Consider the following 18060-nt stretch of genomic DNA (forward strand, 5'->3'; position numbering starts at 1 on the left):
GTGGTTACTCGGTCGCGATGGCGTTCAGGACGTTCATCCGGCCCGCGCGGAACGCCGGGACCAGGGCCGCGAACAGGCCCACGAACGCCGAGCCGATGAACACACCGATGATCGTCGGCCACGGGACGTCGAGGACCTTCAGGCCCTCCAGGGCGAGCAGCTGCTGCGCGGTGGCGCCCCAGCCCATGCCCAGTCCGAGGCCCAGCAGGGCGCCGAAGAGGGCGATCACCACCGACTCCATGCGGATCATGCGGCGCAGCTGCCGGCGCGAGAGGCCGATGGCCCGCATCAGGCCGATCTCCCGGGTGCGTTCCACCACCGACAGGGCCAGGGTGTTCACCACGCCGAGGACCGCGACCACGATCGCCAGGGCCAGCAGACCGTAGATCATGTTCAGCAGCTGGCCGATCTGGTCCTTCAGCGCCTGCTTGTAGTCGGTCTGGTCGCGCACGGTGTACTGCGGGTAGTCGTGCAGCGCGTCCTTCAGCGCCCGGTACGCGCTCTCCTGCTGCCCGTCCTTCGCCGCGGCGAAGAGCAGCTGGGTCAACGGCATCCGGTCGGCCGGGACGTACGTGGCCAGGGTGTCGATGGACGTGTACATCGCGCCGGCGTCGACGACGGCCTCGCTGCTGGTGATCGCCCGGACCGTCAGCGCGCCCGTCGAGCCGTCCTTGAACGCGACCTCGACCTTCGAGCCGATCTCGATGCCGTGGTCCTTCGCGAAGTCCTCGTGGACGGACATCGAGTCGGGCCGGTAGGCGTCGGAGAGCTCCCCGGCGACCGTCTCGACCCGCAGGTCGGTCGCGTACGTCGGGTCGGCCGCCGTGATCGCGGTGTTCTTCAGCGTCCTGCCGTCGGGCGTGGTGAAGTCGGCCTCGGTCCACTTGTACTCGGTGACCCGCTCCAGCTCCCGCGTCGCCTTCACGGCCTCGACGGCCTGCGGGGTGATCGGCTGGCCCCCGTCGTTCTGGATGATGAAGTCGGTGCCGACCGTCTTGTCGAGCTCCTCGGTGGCCGAGGCGACCATGGAGGAGCCGACCACCGACAGGCACGCCACCAGCGCGAGCCCGATCATCAGCGCGGCGCCGGTCGCGCCGGTGCGGCGCGGGTTGCGCAGGGCGTTGCGCTCGGCCATCCGCCCCACCGGTCCGAAGGCCCGCAGCAGGACCGCGCCGAGGACCCGGACCACGCCGCTCGCCAGCACCGGGCCGACGACGACGAAGCCGATCAGGGACAGCACCACGCCCAGGCCCAGCCACAGGGAGCCTTCCGTGGCCTTGTCCGCGGTCCCCGCCAGGTACAGGGCGAAGCCACCGGTGCCGGTGAGGACCAGGCCGACGGCGCCCCGTATCCGGCCGGCCCTGCCGTCCGCCGGGGTCCCGGCGTCACGCAGCGCGGCCATCGGGGAGATCTTCCCGGCCCGCCGCGCCGGCAGGTAGGCGGCCAGCACGGTGACCACGACGCCCAGCACCAGACCGAGCGCCGGAGTCGTCCAGGCGACCGTGAGGTCGTCCGTGGACAGCTCCATGCCCATCAGGCCCATGAGCTTCATCAGCCCGACCGCGAGCCCGACGCCCGCGCCGGCGCCGAGCACCGAGCCGACCACGCCGAGCAGCAGCGCCTCGATCAGCACCGAGCGGTTGACCTGCCCGCGGGAGGAGCCGATGGCGCGCATCAGTCCGATCTCGCGGGTGCGCTGGGCGACCAGCATGGAGAAGGTGTTGATGATCAGGAAGATGCCGACGAGGAAGGCGATCCCGGCGAAGCCGAGCATCGCGTACTTCATGACGCTCATGAAGCTCTCGACGTCCTTCTGGTTGGCCTCCGCGGTCTCCGCGGCGGTCTGCACCTTGTAGTCGCCGCCGAGCTCGGCCAGGACGTTCTTCTTCACCTGCGCGTCGCTGACGCCGGCCGCGGCGGTGACGTGGATGTTGGTGTAGACGTCGCTCTCGCCGACCAGGGCCCGCTGCGCGGTCTTGGTGTCCAGGTAGAAGATCGCCGCACCGGGGTTGGTGACGGTGAAGTCGGCGATGCCGGAGATCTTCGCGAGGTGCGTGCCGACGGCGTTGATCACGCCGATCTCGTCACCGAGTCCCAGGCCGTGCCGGTCGGCGGTGTCGGCGTCCACCATGATCTGGTCCGGGCCCTCGGGCGCGGCACCGGAGGTGATCTCCATGGTGCGGGCGTCGAGGTCGTTCCAGTTGCCGACGATGGTCGGGGCGCCGCTGGTGGGCGAGAGGCTGTCCTTGTCGGCGTCGACGACGGTCACCGAGGTGGAGAACACCGAGCCCTCGGCCGACTCCACCCCCTCCACCTTCCGCACCTCGGCGAGCACGGAGGCCGGCATCACCGGCGGCTTGCCGTTGCCGGAGGTGGTCTCACCGCTGTCGGAGGCGCCCTCGGCGCTCACCGTGACGTCCGAGGAGGTGGCCGCGAACAGCTTGTCGAACGTCGTGTTCATGGTGTCCGTGAACACCAGGGTCCCGCACACGAACGCCACCGACAGCAGCACCGCCACCGCCGACAGCGCCATCCGCCCCTTGTGCGCGAGGAAGTTGCGCATCGAGGTCTTCAGGACGGTCATGACGTGCGCCCCCGGGCGTCGAAGTCCTTCATGCGGTCCAGCACCTGCTCGGCGGTCGGCTGGTGCATCTCGTCGACGATGCGGCCGTCGGCGAGGTACAGCACCCGGTCCGCGTAGGAGGCGGCGACCGGGTCGTGGGTGACCATCACGATGGTCTGGCCCAGCTCGTCCACCGAACGGCGCAGGAAGCCCAGCACCTCGGCGCCCGCGCGCGAGTCGAGGTTCCCGGTCGGCTCGTCACCGAAGATGATCTCCGGCCGGGCCGCCAGCGCCCGCGCCACCGCGACCCGCTGCTGCTGGCCGCCGGACAGCTGGGTCGGCCGGTGCTTCAGCCGCCCGGCGAGCCCGACGGTCTCCACCACCCGGTCCAGCCACGCCTTGTCCGGCCTGCGGCCGGCGATGTCCATGGGCAGCGTGATGTTCTCGAGCGCGTTCAGCGTCGGCAGCAGGTTGAACGCCTGGAAGATGAACCCGATCCGGTCCCGGCGCAGCTGGGTGAGCTTCTTGTCCTTCAGGCCGGTGATCTCGGTCTCGTCCAGGTGGATCTGACCGCTGGTCACGGTGTCGAGCCCGGCCAGGCAGTGCATCAGCGTGGACTTGCCGGACCCCGAGGGGCCCATGATCGCGGTGAACCGGCCGCGGTCGATGTCCACGTCGACGTGGTCGAGGGCGACGACCCGGGTCTCCCCGGACCCGTACGCCTTCACGACCTGCCGGGCCCGCGCGGCAACGGCCGTACGCCCTCCAGTACCCCCGTGCCTGGGAATGGTCACAGCCGATGTCACGGTAAGTCTCCTATGTCGGTCAGAAAATGAGAAGAAGAGGCTCCGGCGACCGCCGTCGTGCTCGACGGCCGCTTCGCGCACTGCGGTACGACGTGTTCAGTCTGGCGGCGGGGAAGGCGTCGCGCCCTGGTGCGCAGCGCAGTCTTTCCCTGAGGAAAACCCCACCCCCGCCGGTGTGCCCCACCGCCCCCCAGCGGCGTAAAACCAGGTTAAGGACGGCTCCCGCCCGCCTCGTCCTCCGCCGGTACGACCCCTCCCCGATCCGTAGTACGGAGGTACCCCTAGGGGCCCTCCTCCGGCGAGCGAAGCCCTTCTCAGGGTCGGTTCCGTCCACCGGCCCGCTTCGGGCTCCGTCCGCCGGCTCGCTCCAGGCTCCACCCTCCCGCCGCGTCAGGGTCAAGTGCGAAGCTGTCCGGCGCAGATGGTTGCAAGGGGCAGACGGTCGCGAGGAGGGGGTTCCGGGTGGACGGCGCCGGACCGGTGACACAGGACACCGCACGGGAGACCCGGACCGACCGCCGCGGGGCCGTCGCCGCCGCCCTGATGCTCGCGATGGCCCTGGCCGCCCTCGACTCCACCGTCGTCTCCACCGCCGTCCCGCAGATCGTCGGCGACCTCGGCGGCTTCTCCTACTTCTCCTGGCTGTTCTCCGGCTACCTGCTGGCCGTCACCGTCACCCTCCCCGTCTACGGCAAGCTGTCCGACACCTTCGGCCGCAAACCGGTCCTCGTCGTGGGCGCGGTGCTGTTCCTGCTGGGCTCGCTGCTGTGCGCGCTGGCCTGGAACATGGCCGCGCTCATCGCCTTCCGCGTCGTGCAGGGCCTGGGCGGCGGCGCCCTCCAGGGCACGGTGCAGACCCTCGCCGCCGACCTGTACCCGCTCGAGCAGCGCCCCAGGATCCAGGCCCGCCTCTCCACGGTCTGGGCGGTCTCCGCGGTCGCCGGCCCCGGCATCGGCGGCCTCCTCGCCTCCTACGCCGACTGGCGCTGGATCTTCCTGGTGAACCTGCCCGTCGGGGCGGTCGCGCTGTGGCTGATCGTCCGCCACCTCCACGAGCACCGGGGGGAGGCGCGTCCCCGCCCGCGGGTGGACTGGGCGGGCGCGTTCACCGTGTTCGCGTGCGGCGGCGCCCTCCTCACGGCGCTGGTGCAGGGCGGCGTGGCCTGGGACTGGCTGTCGGCGCCCTCGCTGGCCCTGCTCGGTACGGGGCTCGCGCTGCTGGGGGCCGCGGTCGTCGTGGAACGCCGGGCGGCGCAGCCCATCATCCCCGGCTGGGTGTGGCGGCGGCGCACCATCGCCGCGGTCAATCTCGCCCTGGGCGCACTGGGGTTGGTGATGGTGGCCCCGGCCGTGTTCCTGCCCACCTACGCCCAGACGGTCCTCGGCCTCGCCCCCGTGGCCGCCGGGTTCGTGCTCTCCGTGTGGACGCTGACCTGGCCCGTCTCGGCGGCCCTCAGCCAGCACGTCTACCGCCGCATCGGCTTCCGCAACACCGCGATGCTCGGCATCGGCACGGCCGCGCTGATCCTGTTCGCGTTCCCCCTCCTCCCCTATCCGGGCCGGGCTTGGCAGCCCACCCTGCTGATGCTGCTGCTCGGCGCGGCCCTCGGCCTCTTCCAACTCCCGCTGATCGTCGGCGTCCAGGCCACGGTGGGCTGGGAGGAACGGGGCACGGCGACGGCATCGATCCTGTTCTGCCGCCAGACCGGCCAGACCGTCGGCGCGGCACTGTTCGGCGCCGTCGCCAACGGCGTCCTGGCCGCCCGGCTCGGCGACGCGGGCGACCTGGACGCGGTGACCGGCGCCCTCGACGGCGGCGCCGTCCCGGAGGCGACCCGCCGGGCCGTCGCCGACGCCGTGCACGCGGTCTACCTGGGCGCGGGCTGCGCGGCGACCCTGGCGTTCCTGGTGCTGCTGGTGCTCGCGCCCCGCAGGTTCCCGGTGCTCAAGGACTGAGCGGACCCGGCGAGGGCGGACACCCCCGGCCACGGCGGACGCGAGCCGAACCCCGCCGCGCGCCCCCACGCCCCCGGGAGCGCCCGAAAGACCCCGGGGCCGTCAAAAGTCTGAGTTAACGCGGGTAACACCCCAGGTCAGCCGAGTAAACGCTTACCGACCAATCAGTTTGGCCAAAACGCAGCGCACCCCGATACGCGGGAGTAGCGTGCGGGGTCCGCTCCCCCACCCCCCTCCCTGCCGTCCCCGCACGGACCCGAGCCTGCAAGGAGCACGGGATGTCCTACGAGCCGTCCCCACCCCCGTGGAACCCGTCCCCGTGGAACCCGCCACCGCACCGGAACCCGCACCCCCGCACCTCCGCGCCGCCCGCCCGCGACGCGTTCCCCGCCCCCGCGCCCTCCCGCGCCCCCCACCCCTGGCACCCCCCGGCCCCGCCCGCACCGGCACCCCGGCGGGCCCCCCTCCACCCCTCGCTCGGCCACCACGGCGACCTCCGCCGCCTGCGCAGCGCCTACCGGTGGCAGCGCCGCACCGCCACCCTCACCGCACTCGGGTACTTCGTCCTCTTCCTGGTCCTGTCGGCGTTCGCACCCTCCTTCATGACCGGCACCGTCACCGACGGCGTCCCCACCGGCCTGCTGCTCGCCCTGCTCCAAGTACCCGTCACCTGGCTGGCGGTCGCACTGTACGAAGGCACCGCCCGCCGCCGCGTCGACCCCCTCGCGGCCCTCATCCGCCGGCAGGCCGCGCTGGACGCCCGACGGGAGGCCGCGCGATGACCCCGGAATTCAGCGGGAACGCGCAGGCCATGTCCCTCGTCGGCTTCTCCGCCGTCGCCACCGTCACGCTGCTGCTGTGCGTGATGACCGGCCCCGACCACGACGACCTCGACGAGTTCTACACCGGCTACGGCTCGCTGTCCCCCTTCCGCAACGGCCTGGCCATCGCCGGCGACTACATCTCCGCCGCCACCGTCCTCGGCACCGGCGGCGTCATCGCGCTGTTCGGGTACGACGGGATCGTCCTCGCCCTGAGCACCGCCCTGTCCCTGATGCTGCTGATGTTCCTGCTGGCCGAACCCCTGCGCAACGCGGGCCGGTTCACCATGGGCGACGCGCTGACCCGGCGCATGCCGCAGGGACGCGGGGCACGGATCGCCGCGTGCGCCGTCACCCTCGCCGCGCTGCTGCCGATGATGCTGGTGCAACTCGCCGGCACCGGACAGCTGATGGCGTTCATCCTGGGCTTCTCCGGGGAGACCCTGCAGACGGGCTGCATCGTCGGGGTGGGCGCGCTGATGATCAGTTACGCGGCGATCGGCGGCATGAAGGGCACCGCCCTCATCCAGATCCTGAAGATCGTGCTGCTGCTCGGCTCCGGCCTCGTCGTCGCCGCCCTCGTCCTGCACCGGTTCGACTGGAACCCGGGTGCCCTCTTCGACGCGGCCGCCGGCAACAGCGGGGTCGGCTCCGCCTTCCTCGCCTCCGGCCTGCAGTTCACCGGCGGCGCCAGCCCCGGCCTCGACATGATCAGCTCGCACCTCACGGTCGTCCTCGGCGGCGCCTGCCTCCCCCACGTCACCATGCGCATGTACACCGCTTCCAGCGCCCGCCAGGTGCGCCGCTCGATGTCCTGGGCGGTGTCCGGCGTGGCCCTGTTCGTCCTCGTCATCACCGTCGTCGGCTTCGGCGCGACCGCGCTCGTCGGGCGGGCCGCGATCGCCGAGGCCGATCCGCGCGGCAACACCGCCTACCTCCTCGGCTCCCTGGCCGCGTTCGGCCCGGAGGTGACCGCGGCCGAGACCCTCCTCTTCACCACCGTCACCACGGCGATCTTCCTCACCGTCCTGGCCTCGGTCGCCGGCATGATCCTGGCCTGCGCCAACTCCCTCGCCCACGACGTCTTCGCGGCCCGCGTCCAGGAGATGTCACCCCGCCGCGAGATGACCCTGGCCCGCCTCTCCGCACTCGCGGTGGGCGTCCCCGCGATCCTGCTCGCCACCCTGGTGCAGCACCACAGCCTGCAACCCCTGGTCACCCTGTCGTTCTGCCTCGGCGCCTCCGCCATCGCGCCCGCCCTCGTCTACAGCCTCTTCTGGCGCCGCTACACCCGGACCGGCCTGCTCGCCACCCTCATCGGCGGCTCCCTCGCCGTGCTGCTGCTGATGCCGGGCACCAACCTGGTCTCCGGCTCCCCCGTCTCCGCCTTCCCGGACGCCGACTTCAACTGGTTCCCCTTCACCACCACCGGGCTGCTCTCCATCCCCGCCGGCTTCGCCTGCGGCTGGCTCGGCACGGTGGCCTCCGGCCGGGCCGGGGCGGAGGAACAACGGCGGCAGTACGAGGCGGTGGAGGGCTGGATCCTCGCCGGGGCGGCACGAAGGAGGCCGTAAGGGCGCCGGGGCCTCCCCCCGGGAGCGCCCCGGCACCCCCACCCTCACTCCACCACCCGCCCCGTCAGCGCGCTGAGGCTGGCGCACACGTGGTCCATGTGCGCCTGGACCTCCTCCCGCCTCGCCTCGTGCTCGCGCAGCACCCGCTCGGTCTCCCGCACGATGCCCTCCTCGCGCACCCGCGCCCGGGCGAGCACCTGGGCCGCCTCCTCCTCCGCCTCCTCCTGGCGGCGCCGGGACGACTCCTCCGCCTCGGCGAAGACCTTCTTCGCCTCGGCCAGCACGCCCTCGGCCCGCTCCACCTCCTCCGCGTGCCGGGCCTCCAGGGCGGCCACCCGTTCGGCCTCCTCCCGCTCGACCTCGGCCAGCCGCTCCTGCTGCTCCCGGGTCCGCTCGGCCAGCATCCCCGAGGCACGCCCGCGCATCTCCCGCACCGCCTCCAGGGTCTCCGCGCGCCGCTCCTTCACCTCGGCACGGGCCGCGACCCGGATCCCGTCGGCCTCGGCACGGGCCTCGACCAGCCGCTGCCGGGCGGCCTCGTCGGCGTCGGCGCGCACCGTGTCGGCGTACGCCTGCGCGGCCTCCCGCACACCGGCCGCCTCCTCCCGCGCCAGGTCCCCGATCCGCTGCTCCTCCCGGCGGGCCTCCTCCCGCACGGCCGCCGCCTCCGCCTGGACCAGCTCGAACAGCCGCCGCGCGCTCTCCCCGAGCGACTCGTACGTCTGCGGGGCCAGCCCCGCCACCCGCTCCCGCAGCCGCTCCAGCTCCTCCTCCATCTCACGGGCCAGCACGGTGAGCCGCGCCGCCCGCTCCCAGGCGGCGTCGCGATCCGCGCAGAGGGCATCGACATACGCGATCACCTGCAGGGGACGGTAGCCACGCCCCCGCACGACCTCGAAGCCCTGCGACGACACCGATGCGCTGCTCATCCTGGAACCCCTCTTCACCGGACGGACGGACCCGAAGCCCAGCACGACGACCGAGCACGTAATGGGATGATTCGCGCACATCTTGATGGATCGCGCTGAACTGTTCATAACGCGACACTCCGCGAGGAGGGCACGCAAAAGCCGGGCCCGGTCGTCGTACGACCGGGCCCGGCTCCTTTCCACGCCGGACGTGGAGTCAGCGGCGGCTCACAGCAGGCCGTCCCACATCTGCTCCAGCAGCACCGACCACCAACTCTCCGGCGAACCCAGCGCCGCCGGGTCCAGCGCCGCCAACTGGGCCTGGAAGTCCACGGTCCAGCGGCCCGCCTGCTCCTGGTTCAGCCCGTACCGCAGCCGCCACATCCGGCCCAGCAGCGCCAGGCAGCGCGCGAACTCCGGCAGACCGGTGTTCACGAACTGCGGCGGAACGGGCGCCCCGCCCGGCCCCGCCTCCACCGGCACCGCCACGATGTGCGCCGTGCCGTACTGCACGCAGATCGCCTTGCCGAAGTCGCTGCCCATCACCAGGTACGAGCCCGCGTCCGAGGCCGGCTGCACGCCCCGCTCGACCGCCAGCTCCGCCAGCGTCGGCACCGGACGGCCCGGCTGGGCCTGCGCCCAGAAGAACGGACCCATGTCCAGCGGCAGTCCGGCCACCACCAGCGTGTGCGCCACGACCGGCGGCACCCCCTGCCGCGACACCGCCGCCTGCTCGAACCGGAACACCCCCGGCCCGAACGCCCCCGCCAGTTCCTGGGCGACGCCCTCCGGCGGGACCGGCGGCGCCGGCGACACCGGCGGCAACGGCGCGCGCACCGGGGCCGGACGCGCCGGACCGTCCGCCACCTGGTGCAACTCGCCCTGGTGGGCCAGCAGTTGCTGCATGCCCTGCTGCCGGCTCGCCTGGTCCGTGCCGTACGGCGCGATGCTCGTGATCCGCGCCTGCGGCCACTGCTCCCGGATCATCCGCGCGCAGTACGCCCCCGGCAGCTCGCACGACTCCAGCTCGGTGTGCAGCTCCAGCACCTGGTGCTGCGGCACGTTCATGGCCCGCAGCTCGTGGAAGATCTGCCACTCCGGGTGCGGCGTGCCCGGCGCCGAACGCCGGATCAGCTGCTGCTCGGAACCGTCCTGGGCCCGGTAGCGCAGCACGGCCTGGTAACCGGGGCCGACGGTCGGCAGACCGGCCGGCTGCGGCGGATACCCGTACGCCGGCGGCCGCCCGGGCACGGGCGCACCGGGCGGCATCCCGGGCACACCGGGAGGGGCCGGCGGCGGAGGCGGGCCCGGAACCCCCGGGGCCCGCGGCGGCGGAGGAGCACCGGGACCGCTCACCGGGGGCGCGGCCAGCACCGTCTCCGCGTGGTGCACCGGGCCGGACGCACCCCCCGGGGCACCGGGAGGCTGCGGGGCACCGGGAGGCCGCGGCCCCCGGGGAGCACCGGGAGCCCCGGGAGCAGCCGGGGCGCCGGGCGGACCCGGGGGCGGCGGCACGCCCGGCCCCGACCCACCGGGGTCGGCGAGCACCGTCGCGGCGTGCGGGGCACCACCGGGCGGCGTACCGCCGGGCGCGTTCGGGGCACCCGGGGGAGGCGGCGGCGTCGCGGCAGCCGGCGGCTGCGGGCCGTCGGGGCCGAGCGCCGACACCGCCTGCGTCGGTACGTACCCGCCACCCGCCGGAGCGCCCGGAGCACCGGGCGGCGGCGGGGGCGGAGGGGGCGTCGTCGGGCCCGAGCCACGGCGCGGCGGCGGTGTCGCCTTGCTGGTCACGGCGTCGGCGATGTCCCCGGCGTGCGCCGCGAGCGGCCGCTCGGGCGCGCCCGGAGCACCCGGAGCACCCGGAGCACCCGGAGGCGGCGTACTGCCCTGCGGCACACCGGCGGGCGGCGTGCCCGGCACCCCCGCCCCCCGCGAACCACCGGGCGGCACCGACGCGCCGGGATCCGGGAGCGCCGGCGCGACAGCGGTCGACGGAAGCCGGCTGCCGCCCGACATCAGCGCCGTCTTGGCGTCCGGCGTCGCCGCGGGCGGCGGGGTGTCGTCGCCGGACTCGCTCAGCGGCGGCGCGAACACGGTCTCCGGCAGCGGCACGGAGCGGTCCTCACCGGCGTCGGCGTTGGTGTCCGTACCGGTCCACGGCGTCGCCCCGGTGTCCGCCGAGGAGTCGCCTCCCCCGGCGGCGGGCCACGCCGCCCCGCTCCCCGGCCCCGCGGGCACACCCGGCGCCGGAGTCCCGGAACCGGCAGCGGAAGCAGGGACGGGAGGGGCGGAAGGGAGGGGCGGGGCGGTCGAACCGGACTCCGTCCCCGGGGCACCCGACGACCCGGAAGGACCGGACGAACCGGATGAACCAGAGGGACTGGACGAACCAGACGGGCCGGACGGGCCGGACGGGCCGGACGGGCCGGACGGTGCCGCCGTACCCGCGCCCTCCTCCCGCCGGTCCGGGATCCCCAGCCGGTCCGCCGCCTCCTGCAGCCACTCCGGCGGACTCAACAGGAACGACGTCTGGTTCAGGTCCACCCGCGCCGCGGGCGCCGGCACCGGCTCGGGCGCCGCGTCGTCACGGCCGTACTCCTCCTCGTACCGGCGGATCACCTCACCCACCGGCAGCGCCGGCCACAGCGTCGCCTCGCCACTGTCCCGGGCGATCACCAGCCGCTGGGCGCCCCCGTCCGACCGGGGCCCGTCCGCGCGGTCCTCCGCCCACACCACGAACCCGAGGTCGAACTCCCGTACCCGCACCTCACGGTGCTGGTACGACGGCACGTCCCCGTTGACCCACTCCTCCGCGCGCTCCTGCGCCTGCGCGAACGTCACCATCGCTACCGCTCACTCTCCCGCGGAAGAAACCGGAACGGCACGCGCGAACCCACCGTCCACCATCAGATTCGCCACCGTCTCCAACTCCGGCGGAGACCCCGCCAACCGCGCCAGGAACGCGTCGAAGTCGTCCCCGCACGGCAGCAGCAGCCGCTCCACCCGCTCAGCCGGCGGCCACGACGGATCCACGTCCCGCACGTCGTCGTACGCGCAGAACCACACCGACCCCACCCGGTCGCCCCTCACCTTCACGGCCAGCAACCCGCCCTGCACGAAACCGACGCACAGGTAGTCCTTGGTGAGGTGGTCCCGCAGACACTTGTTGACGTACACCAGGTCGTTGACCGCCGCCTCGTCCCGCACCGTGAAGAACGGCTGGTCGACCAGCAGCCCCAGCTCCGCGTCCAGCGCCGTCCCCACCGGAGCGCACCCGCCCGCCGCCTTCAGGAACGACCGGTACGCACCCGGCAGCCGGTACCCGAGGTCCTCCTCGACCCCCAGCACCTGCGCCTCCGTCACCGCCACACCCGACTTCGGCAGTCCGAAATGCGCCGGACGCGTCTCCTGCAACGGCCGCGTGCCCCGCTTGCCCTGGTCCACGGCGGCCGTCGCCACCCCGCCGTGATGCCGCAGCAGCGCCTTCACCTCGACCGGCACCAACTCCAGCCGCCGCGACCCCACCACGTGGTGCCACGTCCAGCCGTGCGGCGTCGCCACCGCCGGCACCGTGTCCCACAGCGCGTGACCGCTCGCCGCCAACGCCGCGTTCGCCGACACGTAGTCCGTCAGCCGCAGCTCGTCGACACCGAAACCCTCCGGCGGCTCCGCGACCTCCGCGGCAGCCCGCGCATAGGGCGAGAAGTCGGGGTAACCGCGCTCGTCCACCCGAACCCCTCTCGGATGACGAGCCGCCCGCACCGGATCCGGGAAGTGCACGACCTGCCCGGCGTAGGCCGCGTTCGGCGGCGCGGCTTGTTGCCCGAGCCGACCTGTCGTCATGGCGGTTGCCCCCTGCGGCACTCTGTACGACCCGCCGCCCACCTCCGGGCCGTCACGGAACGTATTCGGCTGTCACGTCTGTCTCGACTGCTTACCGCCACGACCCCCGCGGTGTCCCGCACGCACTACCGCACGGTCACCGCACGGATCGCGGTGCCGACAGCCTATGCGGTACGACGACACCGGTCACCGGCACCGGCCGCCCGCACCCCCACTTCCGTGACCAACCGTCACCCTCCCGTGACAGCCCGCCCAAACCCGGGCGTGTCGCCCGCCCCAGCTTCCGCATCCGCCACGCCATTTGGCACTCTGTGACCTCCGAGGGGATGCTCGGGAGGGAATGACGATCATGAACGTGACACCAACGGGGACGCACACCGGCCCGTCCGGCGACCCCCGATCCGGCGACCCCCGCATCGGTCATCCCCGCACCGGCGACCCCCGGCCCGGCGACCCCCGCATCGGCTGGAGCGCCACCGACGGCCTCCACGCGCCCCTCATGCTGCACCGCCGCGACGGCATCCTCCCCACCGTCGCCGCCGCACTCTCCGTACGCGGCACCACCCTCACCGGCACCGCCGCCCGCGGCGACACACCCCCCGCCCTGCACCCCCTCGTCCAGGACTTCCTCGACGCCCTCACCAGCACCCAGCGCGACCGCTTCACCGGCCGCTGCGCCGAAACCCTCCTCATCTCCCGGCACATCACCGCCGCCGACGCCGCACGCAGCAAACGCGCCGCACGCAAACCCATGACCAACGGCGAAGCGCGCAAAGCCCTCAAACAGGCCAAACTCACCACCCGCCGCATCCGCGAGGCCGGCGACCCCCTCCACGGCGACTTCGCCACCCCCTGCCGCGCCTGCACCGCACTCAGCGCCCACTTCGGCGTCCGCATCGTCGCCCCCGCCACCGACGGCTGACCGGCCCCACCCCCCGCCCACCGACGAAGCAAGGCCAGATGCACACCGACCGCACCTCCCCCCAGCGCTCGACACCGCTCGAACAGGCGGCAACCCCACCCCGCTTCGCCGTACCCGTCGACGCCGCCCTGCGCGCCGCCGGATGGCGCCCCGGACGCTGGGACATCAAACAAGCCGAGATCTGGGCCGACACCCTGCGCGACCACACCTCACCCGCCGGACACCGCCACACCGTCTTCCCCGCGGCCGTCGAAGCCTGGGCCGAATTCGGCGGACTCCACCTCGCCCCCACCGGCCCCGGCCGCCAGGTCGCCCCCGCCACCCTCGACCTCGACCCCCTGCACGGGCTCCACATGGCCCGCACCCTCGGCGACCTCGGCCGCGCCCTCGGCACCGAGGTCTGCCCCCTCGGCGCCGAAACCGACACCCAGGCCCTCCTCGCCATCGACGCCCAGGGCCGCGTCTACGCCCTCGACCACACCGGCGACTGGTACCTCGGCCCCGACATCGACCACGCCCTCGCCGCCCTCGTCTCCGGCATCCAGCCCGTACGCCTCACCGCGGGCTGACCACCCCGCGGCACCGCACCGCACCGGAACCCCGACGGGACCACGACGGGACCACGGCGGGACTACGACGCCGGAATCACCGCCGACACCCGGAAACCCCCCGCCTCCGTCGGCCCCGACACGAACACCCCGCCCAGCGCGGACACCCGCTCCTTCATCCCCACCAGACCGTTCCCCCCGGACGGCAACCGCGCCGACGACGCCGCCTCCTGCGGCGGCTCGTTCTCCACCTGCATCGCGATCTCCGACACCCGGTGCGCGAGCCGCACATACGTCTTCGCACCCGCCGCATGCTTGTGGACGTTCGTCAACGCCTCCTGCACCACCCGGTACGCCGTCGACTCCACCTCCCGCGCATACGAGCGGACCTCCCCCTCCACCGACAGCGCCACGACCATCCCCGCGGCCGCCGACTGCCCCACCAACTCGTCGATCTCCGACAGACACGGCCCCTCGACCGCACCCCCGGCCGCCCCCTCCGACCCGTCCACCGCCCGCGACGCGGCCGCCGCGGCAGCCGCCCCCACCGCCGCCAACGGCACCGACGCCCGCTCCCGCCGCCCGGCACCCTCCGCACCGGACCGCAGCACCCCGAGCATCTCCCGCAACTCCGTCAACGCCTGCCGGCCCATGTCCCCCACCAGCGCGGCGTTCTTCACCGCCTTCTCCGGATCCTTCCGCGCCACCGCCTGGAGCGCGGCCGCGTGCACCACCATCAGACTCACCCGGTGCGCGACCACGTCGTGCATCTCACGGGCGATCCGCGTCCGCTCCTCGTTCCGCGCCCACTCGGCCCGCTCCTCCGCCCGCTCCGCGAGCAACTGGAGCTCCCGCTCCAGACTGTCCGCCCGCTCCCGCAAGCTCTCCATCAACCGCCGCCGCGCCCCGACGTACAGGCCCAGCAGCAACGGAGGCGCCGTCAGCCCCAACGAGGTCGTGACGGCCGCGAACGGCACCATCCAGTCCCCGACGTCGAGATCCTCCCGCGCGACGTCCTGCCGCACCCGCACGAACATCACGATCAGCATCCCCACCAGCTGCATCCCGGCCAGCGAGGCGATGATCCGACGCGGCACCTCCGACGCGGCCAACGAGTACAGGCCGACGATGCCCAACAGGAAGCCCATCGCCGCCGGCGTCACCGCGATCGCCACCAGCACCACCGCGATCGGCCACCTCCGCCGCACCAGCAGCACGGAACCGGCCAGCAGACCGAACACGACCCCCACGGCCACCGGAAGCCCCGCCTCCCGCGCGAACGGGACCCCCTCCAGCCCGCACTCCACGGCGGACACCACCGCGAGACCCCCGTCGAGCACGGCACTGCGCCGCCTGGTCCACCACCACGGCCCGCCCCGGGCCGTCACGTGCTCTTCCCCCGTCGTGGTCATGCCTCCCAGCCTACGGGCGCCCGGCGCCGCTTTTCCGGCGAGTTTCCACCACCGGACCAGACCACACAGGGTGACCGTTCGGATGCGATACGGCCCGAAATCCCTCGAACTGATGGACCGATCACCGTTCGAGGGGGGAGGCCGCCATTCCGCCCGGACGGTATGCGTGTGACACACGCACCCGGCAAGTACGCCGACTTCGAAGGCCTGCGCGAACAGGCAGTGGCACTGCGACGCGCGGGCTACAGCCTCAGGCAGATCCGCAACGAGCTGAAGATCTACAACAACGACATCCTCAACCAGTTGGTGAAGGGAGAACCGCCGCCGGCCTGGACGAAACGCCCCAACGCGAAGGACGACCTGCGGGAGAAGGCACGAGAGCTGCGCCTCCAGGGCTGGACGTACGACCGGATCCAGATGGAGCTCGGCTGTTCCAAGAGCTCGATCTCGCTGTGGGTGCGGGACCTGCCGAAGCCCGAGCGACGCGACCCGACGGAGCAGGCGAAGCTGGCGGCTCGGAAGAGATGGGAACACGAGCTGGCGGTGCGGGACGAGGAGCGACAGCGAACCAAGGCCGCCGCCGCGAGTGAGATCGGCACCCTGACCGCCCGGGAGCTGTTCCTCGCCGGAGTCGCCCTCTACTGGGCCGAGGGCACCAAGGACAAACCTTACGCTCGGCGAGAACGCGTCACGTTCGTCAACAGCGACCCCGACGTGATCCGCCTTTTCCTCGCCTGGCTCGCCCTACTCGGAGTGGAGCGGGAACGCATCAGGTACCACGTGATGATTCACGAGTCGGCCGATGTCGAAGCCGCCGAGAGCTACTGGGCGGACCTGGTCCAAGCCGACGGGGGCACCTTCGGCAAGACGACACTGAAACGGCACAACCCGAAGACCGTGCGCAAGAACACGGGGAACGGCTACCGCGGGTGTCTCGTCCTCACCGTGCGACAGAGCAGTGACCTGTACCGTCGCATCGAAGGCTGGTGGTACGGCATAGTAGGTGCTGCCTCCGCGGCCGATCCAAAGAATCGGACATAGCGGTAATCCCGGGTCGTCTAAGGGCAAGACGTCAGATTTTGGTTCTGATCATGGGGGTTCGAGTCCTCCCCCGGGAGCACATTGCCGGGTTCGGGTCCTGACTGGTGACATCACCGTCAGGGCCCGCACTCATTCCCCCCTCCGAACCCCCCGGTATCCTGCGGTTGTCCACCCCCACCCAACACAGCCGAAGGGCATCCCGTGAGCGCCAACCGCCCGGCAGCCGTCGTCGTTCTCGCAGCGGGTGAGGGCACCCGTATGAAGTCGGCCACACCGAAGGTCCTGCACGACATCTGTGGCCGTTCCCTGGTGGGCCATGTACTCGCCGCCGCCGGTGAACTCGAGCCGGAGAACCTGGTCGTCGTCGTGGGGCACGCCCGCGAGCAGGTGACCGCCCACCTCGCCGAGGTCGCCCCCGAGGTCCGCACCGCCGTCCAGGCGCAGCAGAACGGCACCGGTCACGCCGTGCGGATGGGGTTGGAGGAGCTGGGCGGCGCGGTCGAGGGGACCGTGGTCGTGGTCTGCGGTGACACTCCGCTGCTGACCGGTGAGACGCTGCGGCGGTTGGCCGCCACGCATGTCGCCGACGGGAACGCGGTGACGGTGCTGACGGCGGAGGTGCCGGACGCGACCGGGTACGGGCGGATCGTGCGGGACGACGGCGGGGCCGTGACCGCGATCGTGGAGCACAAGGACGCGACCGACGAGCAGCGGGTGATCCGGGAGATCAACTCGGGTGTGTTCGCGTTCGACGGGGTGCTGCTGGCGGATGCGCTGAAGCAGGTGCGGACGGACAACAGTCAGGGTGAGGAGTACCTGACGGACGTGCTCGGCATCCTGCGGGAGGCGGGTCACCGGGTGGGTGCGTCGGTGGCGGGTGATCACCGGGAGATCGCGGGGATCAACAACCGGGTGCAGTTGGCGGAGGCGCGGCGGATCCTGAACGACCGGTTGCTGACCGCCGCCATGCTGTCCGGGGTGACGGTGGTGGATCCCGCGACGACGTGGGTGGATGTGACGGTGACGTTCGAGCAGGACGTGGTGGTGCATCCGGGGACGCAGTTGCACGGGTCGACGCATCTGGCCGAGGGGTGTGAGGTGGGTCCGAACTCGCGGTTGACGGACACGCGTGTGGGTGCCGGTGCCCGGGTGGACAACACGGTGTCCCTGGGTGCGGAGGTGGGTCCCGAGGCGACGGTGGGGCCGTACGCGTATCTGCGTCCGGGGACGCGTCTGGGCCGCAAGGGCAAGATCGGTACGTACGTGGAGACGAAGAACGCGTCGATCGGTGAGGGGACGAAGGTTCCGCACCTGTCGTACGTCGGTGACGCGACGATCGGTGACTTTTCGAACATCGGTGCGGCGAGTGTGTTCGTGAACTATGACGGGGAGCACAAGCACCACACGACCGTCGGCTCGCACTGCAAGACGGGTTCGGACAATATGTTTGTGGCGCCTGTCACGGTCGGGGACGGTGCTTACACGGCTGCCGGTTCGGTGATCACGAAGGACGTGCCGCCCGGTTCGCTGGCCGTGGCCCGTGGTCAGCAGCGGAATATCGAGGGTTGGGTGGCTCGTAAGCGTCCGGGGAGCGCTGCCGCGAAGGCGGCGGAGGAGGCGTCCCGGGGGGCGGTCGAGGAGGGGTGACCGGAAACCGGTGCCTCGT

The 18060-nt window shown here is 72.6% G+C and carries 13 protein-coding genes and 1 tRNA gene; 8 read left to right on the plus strand and 6 right to left on the minus strand.

The window, feature by feature from the left end:
• Nucleotides 1–4: 4 nt before the first annotated feature.
• Nucleotides 5–2584: an ABC transporter permease gene (locus tag CP969_RS16690; RefSeq protein ID WP_016825920.1), complete on the minus strand. Its 2580-nt coding sequence runs from the start codon at nucleotides 2582–2584 to the stop codon at nucleotides 5–7.
• Complete coding sequence (locus CP969_RS16695) at nucleotides 2581–3369, minus strand: ABC transporter ATP-binding protein (RefSeq protein ID WP_004987059.1); 789 nt, start codon at nucleotides 3367–3369, stop codon at nucleotides 2581–2583. The genes CP969_RS16690 and CP969_RS16695 overlap by 4 nt, the downstream gene beginning before the upstream one ends.
• 462 nt (nucleotides 3370–3831) lie before the next feature.
• On the opposite strand from CP969_RS16695, the gene CP969_RS16700 reads away from it, so the two are divergent.
• The 3 genes from CP969_RS16700 to CP969_RS16710 all read left to right on the plus strand — a co-directional run bounded on the left by CP969_RS16700 (nucleotide 3832) and on the right by CP969_RS16710 (nucleotide 7720).
• Nucleotides 3832–5325, plus strand: coding sequence for an MFS transporter (locus tag CP969_RS16700; protein ID WP_016825918.1), 1494 nt, complete (start codon nucleotides 3832–3834; stop codon nucleotides 5323–5325).
• A 278-nt stretch (nucleotides 5326–5603) separates the two neighbouring features.
• On the plus strand, nucleotides 5604–6107 hold the full coding sequence (locus tag CP969_RS16705) for a DUF485 domain-containing protein (protein WP_016825917.1): 504 nt from the start codon (nucleotides 5604–5606) through the stop codon (nucleotides 6105–6107).
• Nucleotides 6104–7720 carry a sodium/solute symporter gene (locus CP969_RS16710; protein ID WP_004987051.1) on the plus strand — a complete coding sequence of 539 codons (1617 nt, stop codon included), beginning with the start codon at nucleotides 6104–6106 and terminating at the stop codon, nucleotides 7718–7720. The genes CP969_RS16705 and CP969_RS16710 overlap by 4 nt, the downstream gene beginning before the upstream one ends.
• 44 nt (nucleotides 7721–7764) lie before the next feature.
• Here CP969_RS16710 and CP969_RS16715 read toward each other — a convergent pair whose 3' ends face one another.
• From CP969_RS16715 to CP969_RS16725, 3 genes are all read right to left on the minus strand, one after another.
• Entirely contained in the window at nucleotides 7765–8649 is an 885-nt protein-coding gene (locus CP969_RS16715; RefSeq protein WP_039831099.1) for a hypothetical protein, read from the minus strand.
• Between the two features lie 207 nt (nucleotides 8650–8856).
• Nucleotides 8857–11472 carry an SUKH-4 family immunity protein gene (locus CP969_RS16720; RefSeq protein WP_150474940.1) on the minus strand — a complete coding sequence of 872 codons (2616 nt, stop codon included), beginning with the start codon at nucleotides 11470–11472 and terminating at the stop codon, nucleotides 8857–8859.
• Between the two features lie 9 nt (nucleotides 11473–11481).
• Entirely contained in the window at nucleotides 11482–12471 is a 990-nt protein-coding gene (locus CP969_RS16725; protein ID WP_026085121.1) for an SMI1/KNR4 family protein, read from the minus strand.
• 349 nt (nucleotides 12472–12820) lie between these two features.
• Here CP969_RS16725 and CP969_RS16730 point away from each other — a divergent pair, with 349 nt between their 5' ends.
• Nucleotides 12821–13393 (plus strand): YwqJ-related putative deaminase, encoded by a 573-nt coding sequence (locus CP969_RS16730; RefSeq protein WP_004987047.1) that lies wholly within the window; start codon nucleotides 12821–12823, stop codon nucleotides 13391–13393.
• A 38-nt stretch (nucleotides 13394–13431) separates the two neighbouring features.
• Nucleotides 13432–13962, plus strand: coding sequence for an SUKH-3 domain-containing protein (locus CP969_RS16735; protein ID WP_004987046.1), 531 nt, complete (start codon nucleotides 13432–13434; stop codon nucleotides 13960–13962).
• 62 nt (nucleotides 13963–14024) lie between these two features.
• On the opposite strand, the gene CP969_RS16740 is transcribed toward CP969_RS16735, so the two are convergent.
• Entirely contained in the window at nucleotides 14025–15353 is a 1329-nt protein-coding gene (locus CP969_RS16740) for a sensor histidine kinase (protein WP_004987040.1), read from the minus strand.
• Between the two features lie 168 nt (nucleotides 15354–15521).
• On the opposite strand from CP969_RS16740, the gene CP969_RS16745 reads away from it, so the two are divergent.
• The 3 genes from CP969_RS16745 (at nucleotide 15522) to glmU (ending at nucleotide 18041) form a co-directional block, all read left to right on the plus strand.
• Nucleotides 15522–16394, plus strand: coding sequence for a hypothetical protein (locus CP969_RS16745; protein WP_026085120.1), 873 nt, complete (start codon nucleotides 15522–15524; stop codon nucleotides 16392–16394).
• A 6-nt stretch (nucleotides 16395–16400) separates the two neighbouring features.
• Nucleotides 16401–16471, plus strand: a tRNA-Gln gene (locus CP969_RS16750).
• 124 nt (nucleotides 16472–16595) lie between these two features.
• The gene (glmU, locus tag CP969_RS16755) at nucleotides 16596–18041 is read left to right on the plus strand and encodes a bifunctional UDP-N-acetylglucosamine diphosphorylase/glucosamine-1-phosphate N-acetyltransferase GlmU (RefSeq protein WP_004987037.1); all 1446 of its coding nucleotides are present in this window, start codon (nucleotides 16596–16598) and stop codon (nucleotides 18039–18041) included.
• Nucleotides 18042–18060 lie beyond the last annotated feature (19 nt).

This window comes from Streptomyces viridosporus T7A, assembly GCF_008704515.1.
Taxonomy (GTDB): domain Bacteria; phylum Actinomycetota; class Actinomycetes; order Streptomycetales; family Streptomycetaceae; genus Streptomyces; species Streptomyces viridosporus.

Excerpts from the sequence above, each read along its gene's own strand:
- CP969_RS16730 (WP_004987047.1), top strand. The coding sequence starts at position 12,821 with ATGAACGTGACACCAACGGGGACGCACACCGGCCCGTCCGGCGACCCC.
- CP969_RS16735 (WP_004987046.1), top strand. The coding sequence starts at position 13,432 with ATGCACACCGACCGCACCTCCCCCCAGCGCTCGACACCGCTCGAACAG.
- CP969_RS16690 (WP_016825920.1), bottom strand. The coding sequence starts at position 2,584 with ATGACCGTCCTGAAGACCTCGATGCGCAACTTCCTCGCGCACAAGGGG.
- CP969_RS16725 (WP_026085121.1), bottom strand. The coding sequence starts at position 12,471 with ATGACGACAGGTCGGCTCGGGCAACAAGCCGCGCCGCCGAACGCGGCC.
- CP969_RS16705 (WP_016825917.1), top strand. The coding sequence starts at position 5,604 with ATGTCCTACGAGCCGTCCCCACCCCCGTGGAACCCGTCCCCGTGGAAC.
- CP969_RS16715 (WP_039831099.1), bottom strand. The coding sequence starts at position 8,649 with ATGAGCAGCGCATCGGTGTCGTCGCAGGGCTTCGAGGTCGTGCGGGGG.
- CP969_RS16710 (WP_004987051.1), top strand. The coding sequence starts at position 6,104 with ATGACCCCGGAATTCAGCGGGAACGCGCAGGCCATGTCCCTCGTCGGC.
- CP969_RS16740 (WP_004987040.1), bottom strand. The coding sequence starts at position 15,353 with ATGACCACGACGGGGGAAGAGCACGTGACGGCCCGGGGCGGGCCGTGG.
- CP969_RS16720 (WP_150474940.1), bottom strand. The coding sequence starts at position 11,472 with ATGGTGACGTTCGCGCAGGCGCAGGAGCGCGCGGAGGAGTGGGTCAAC.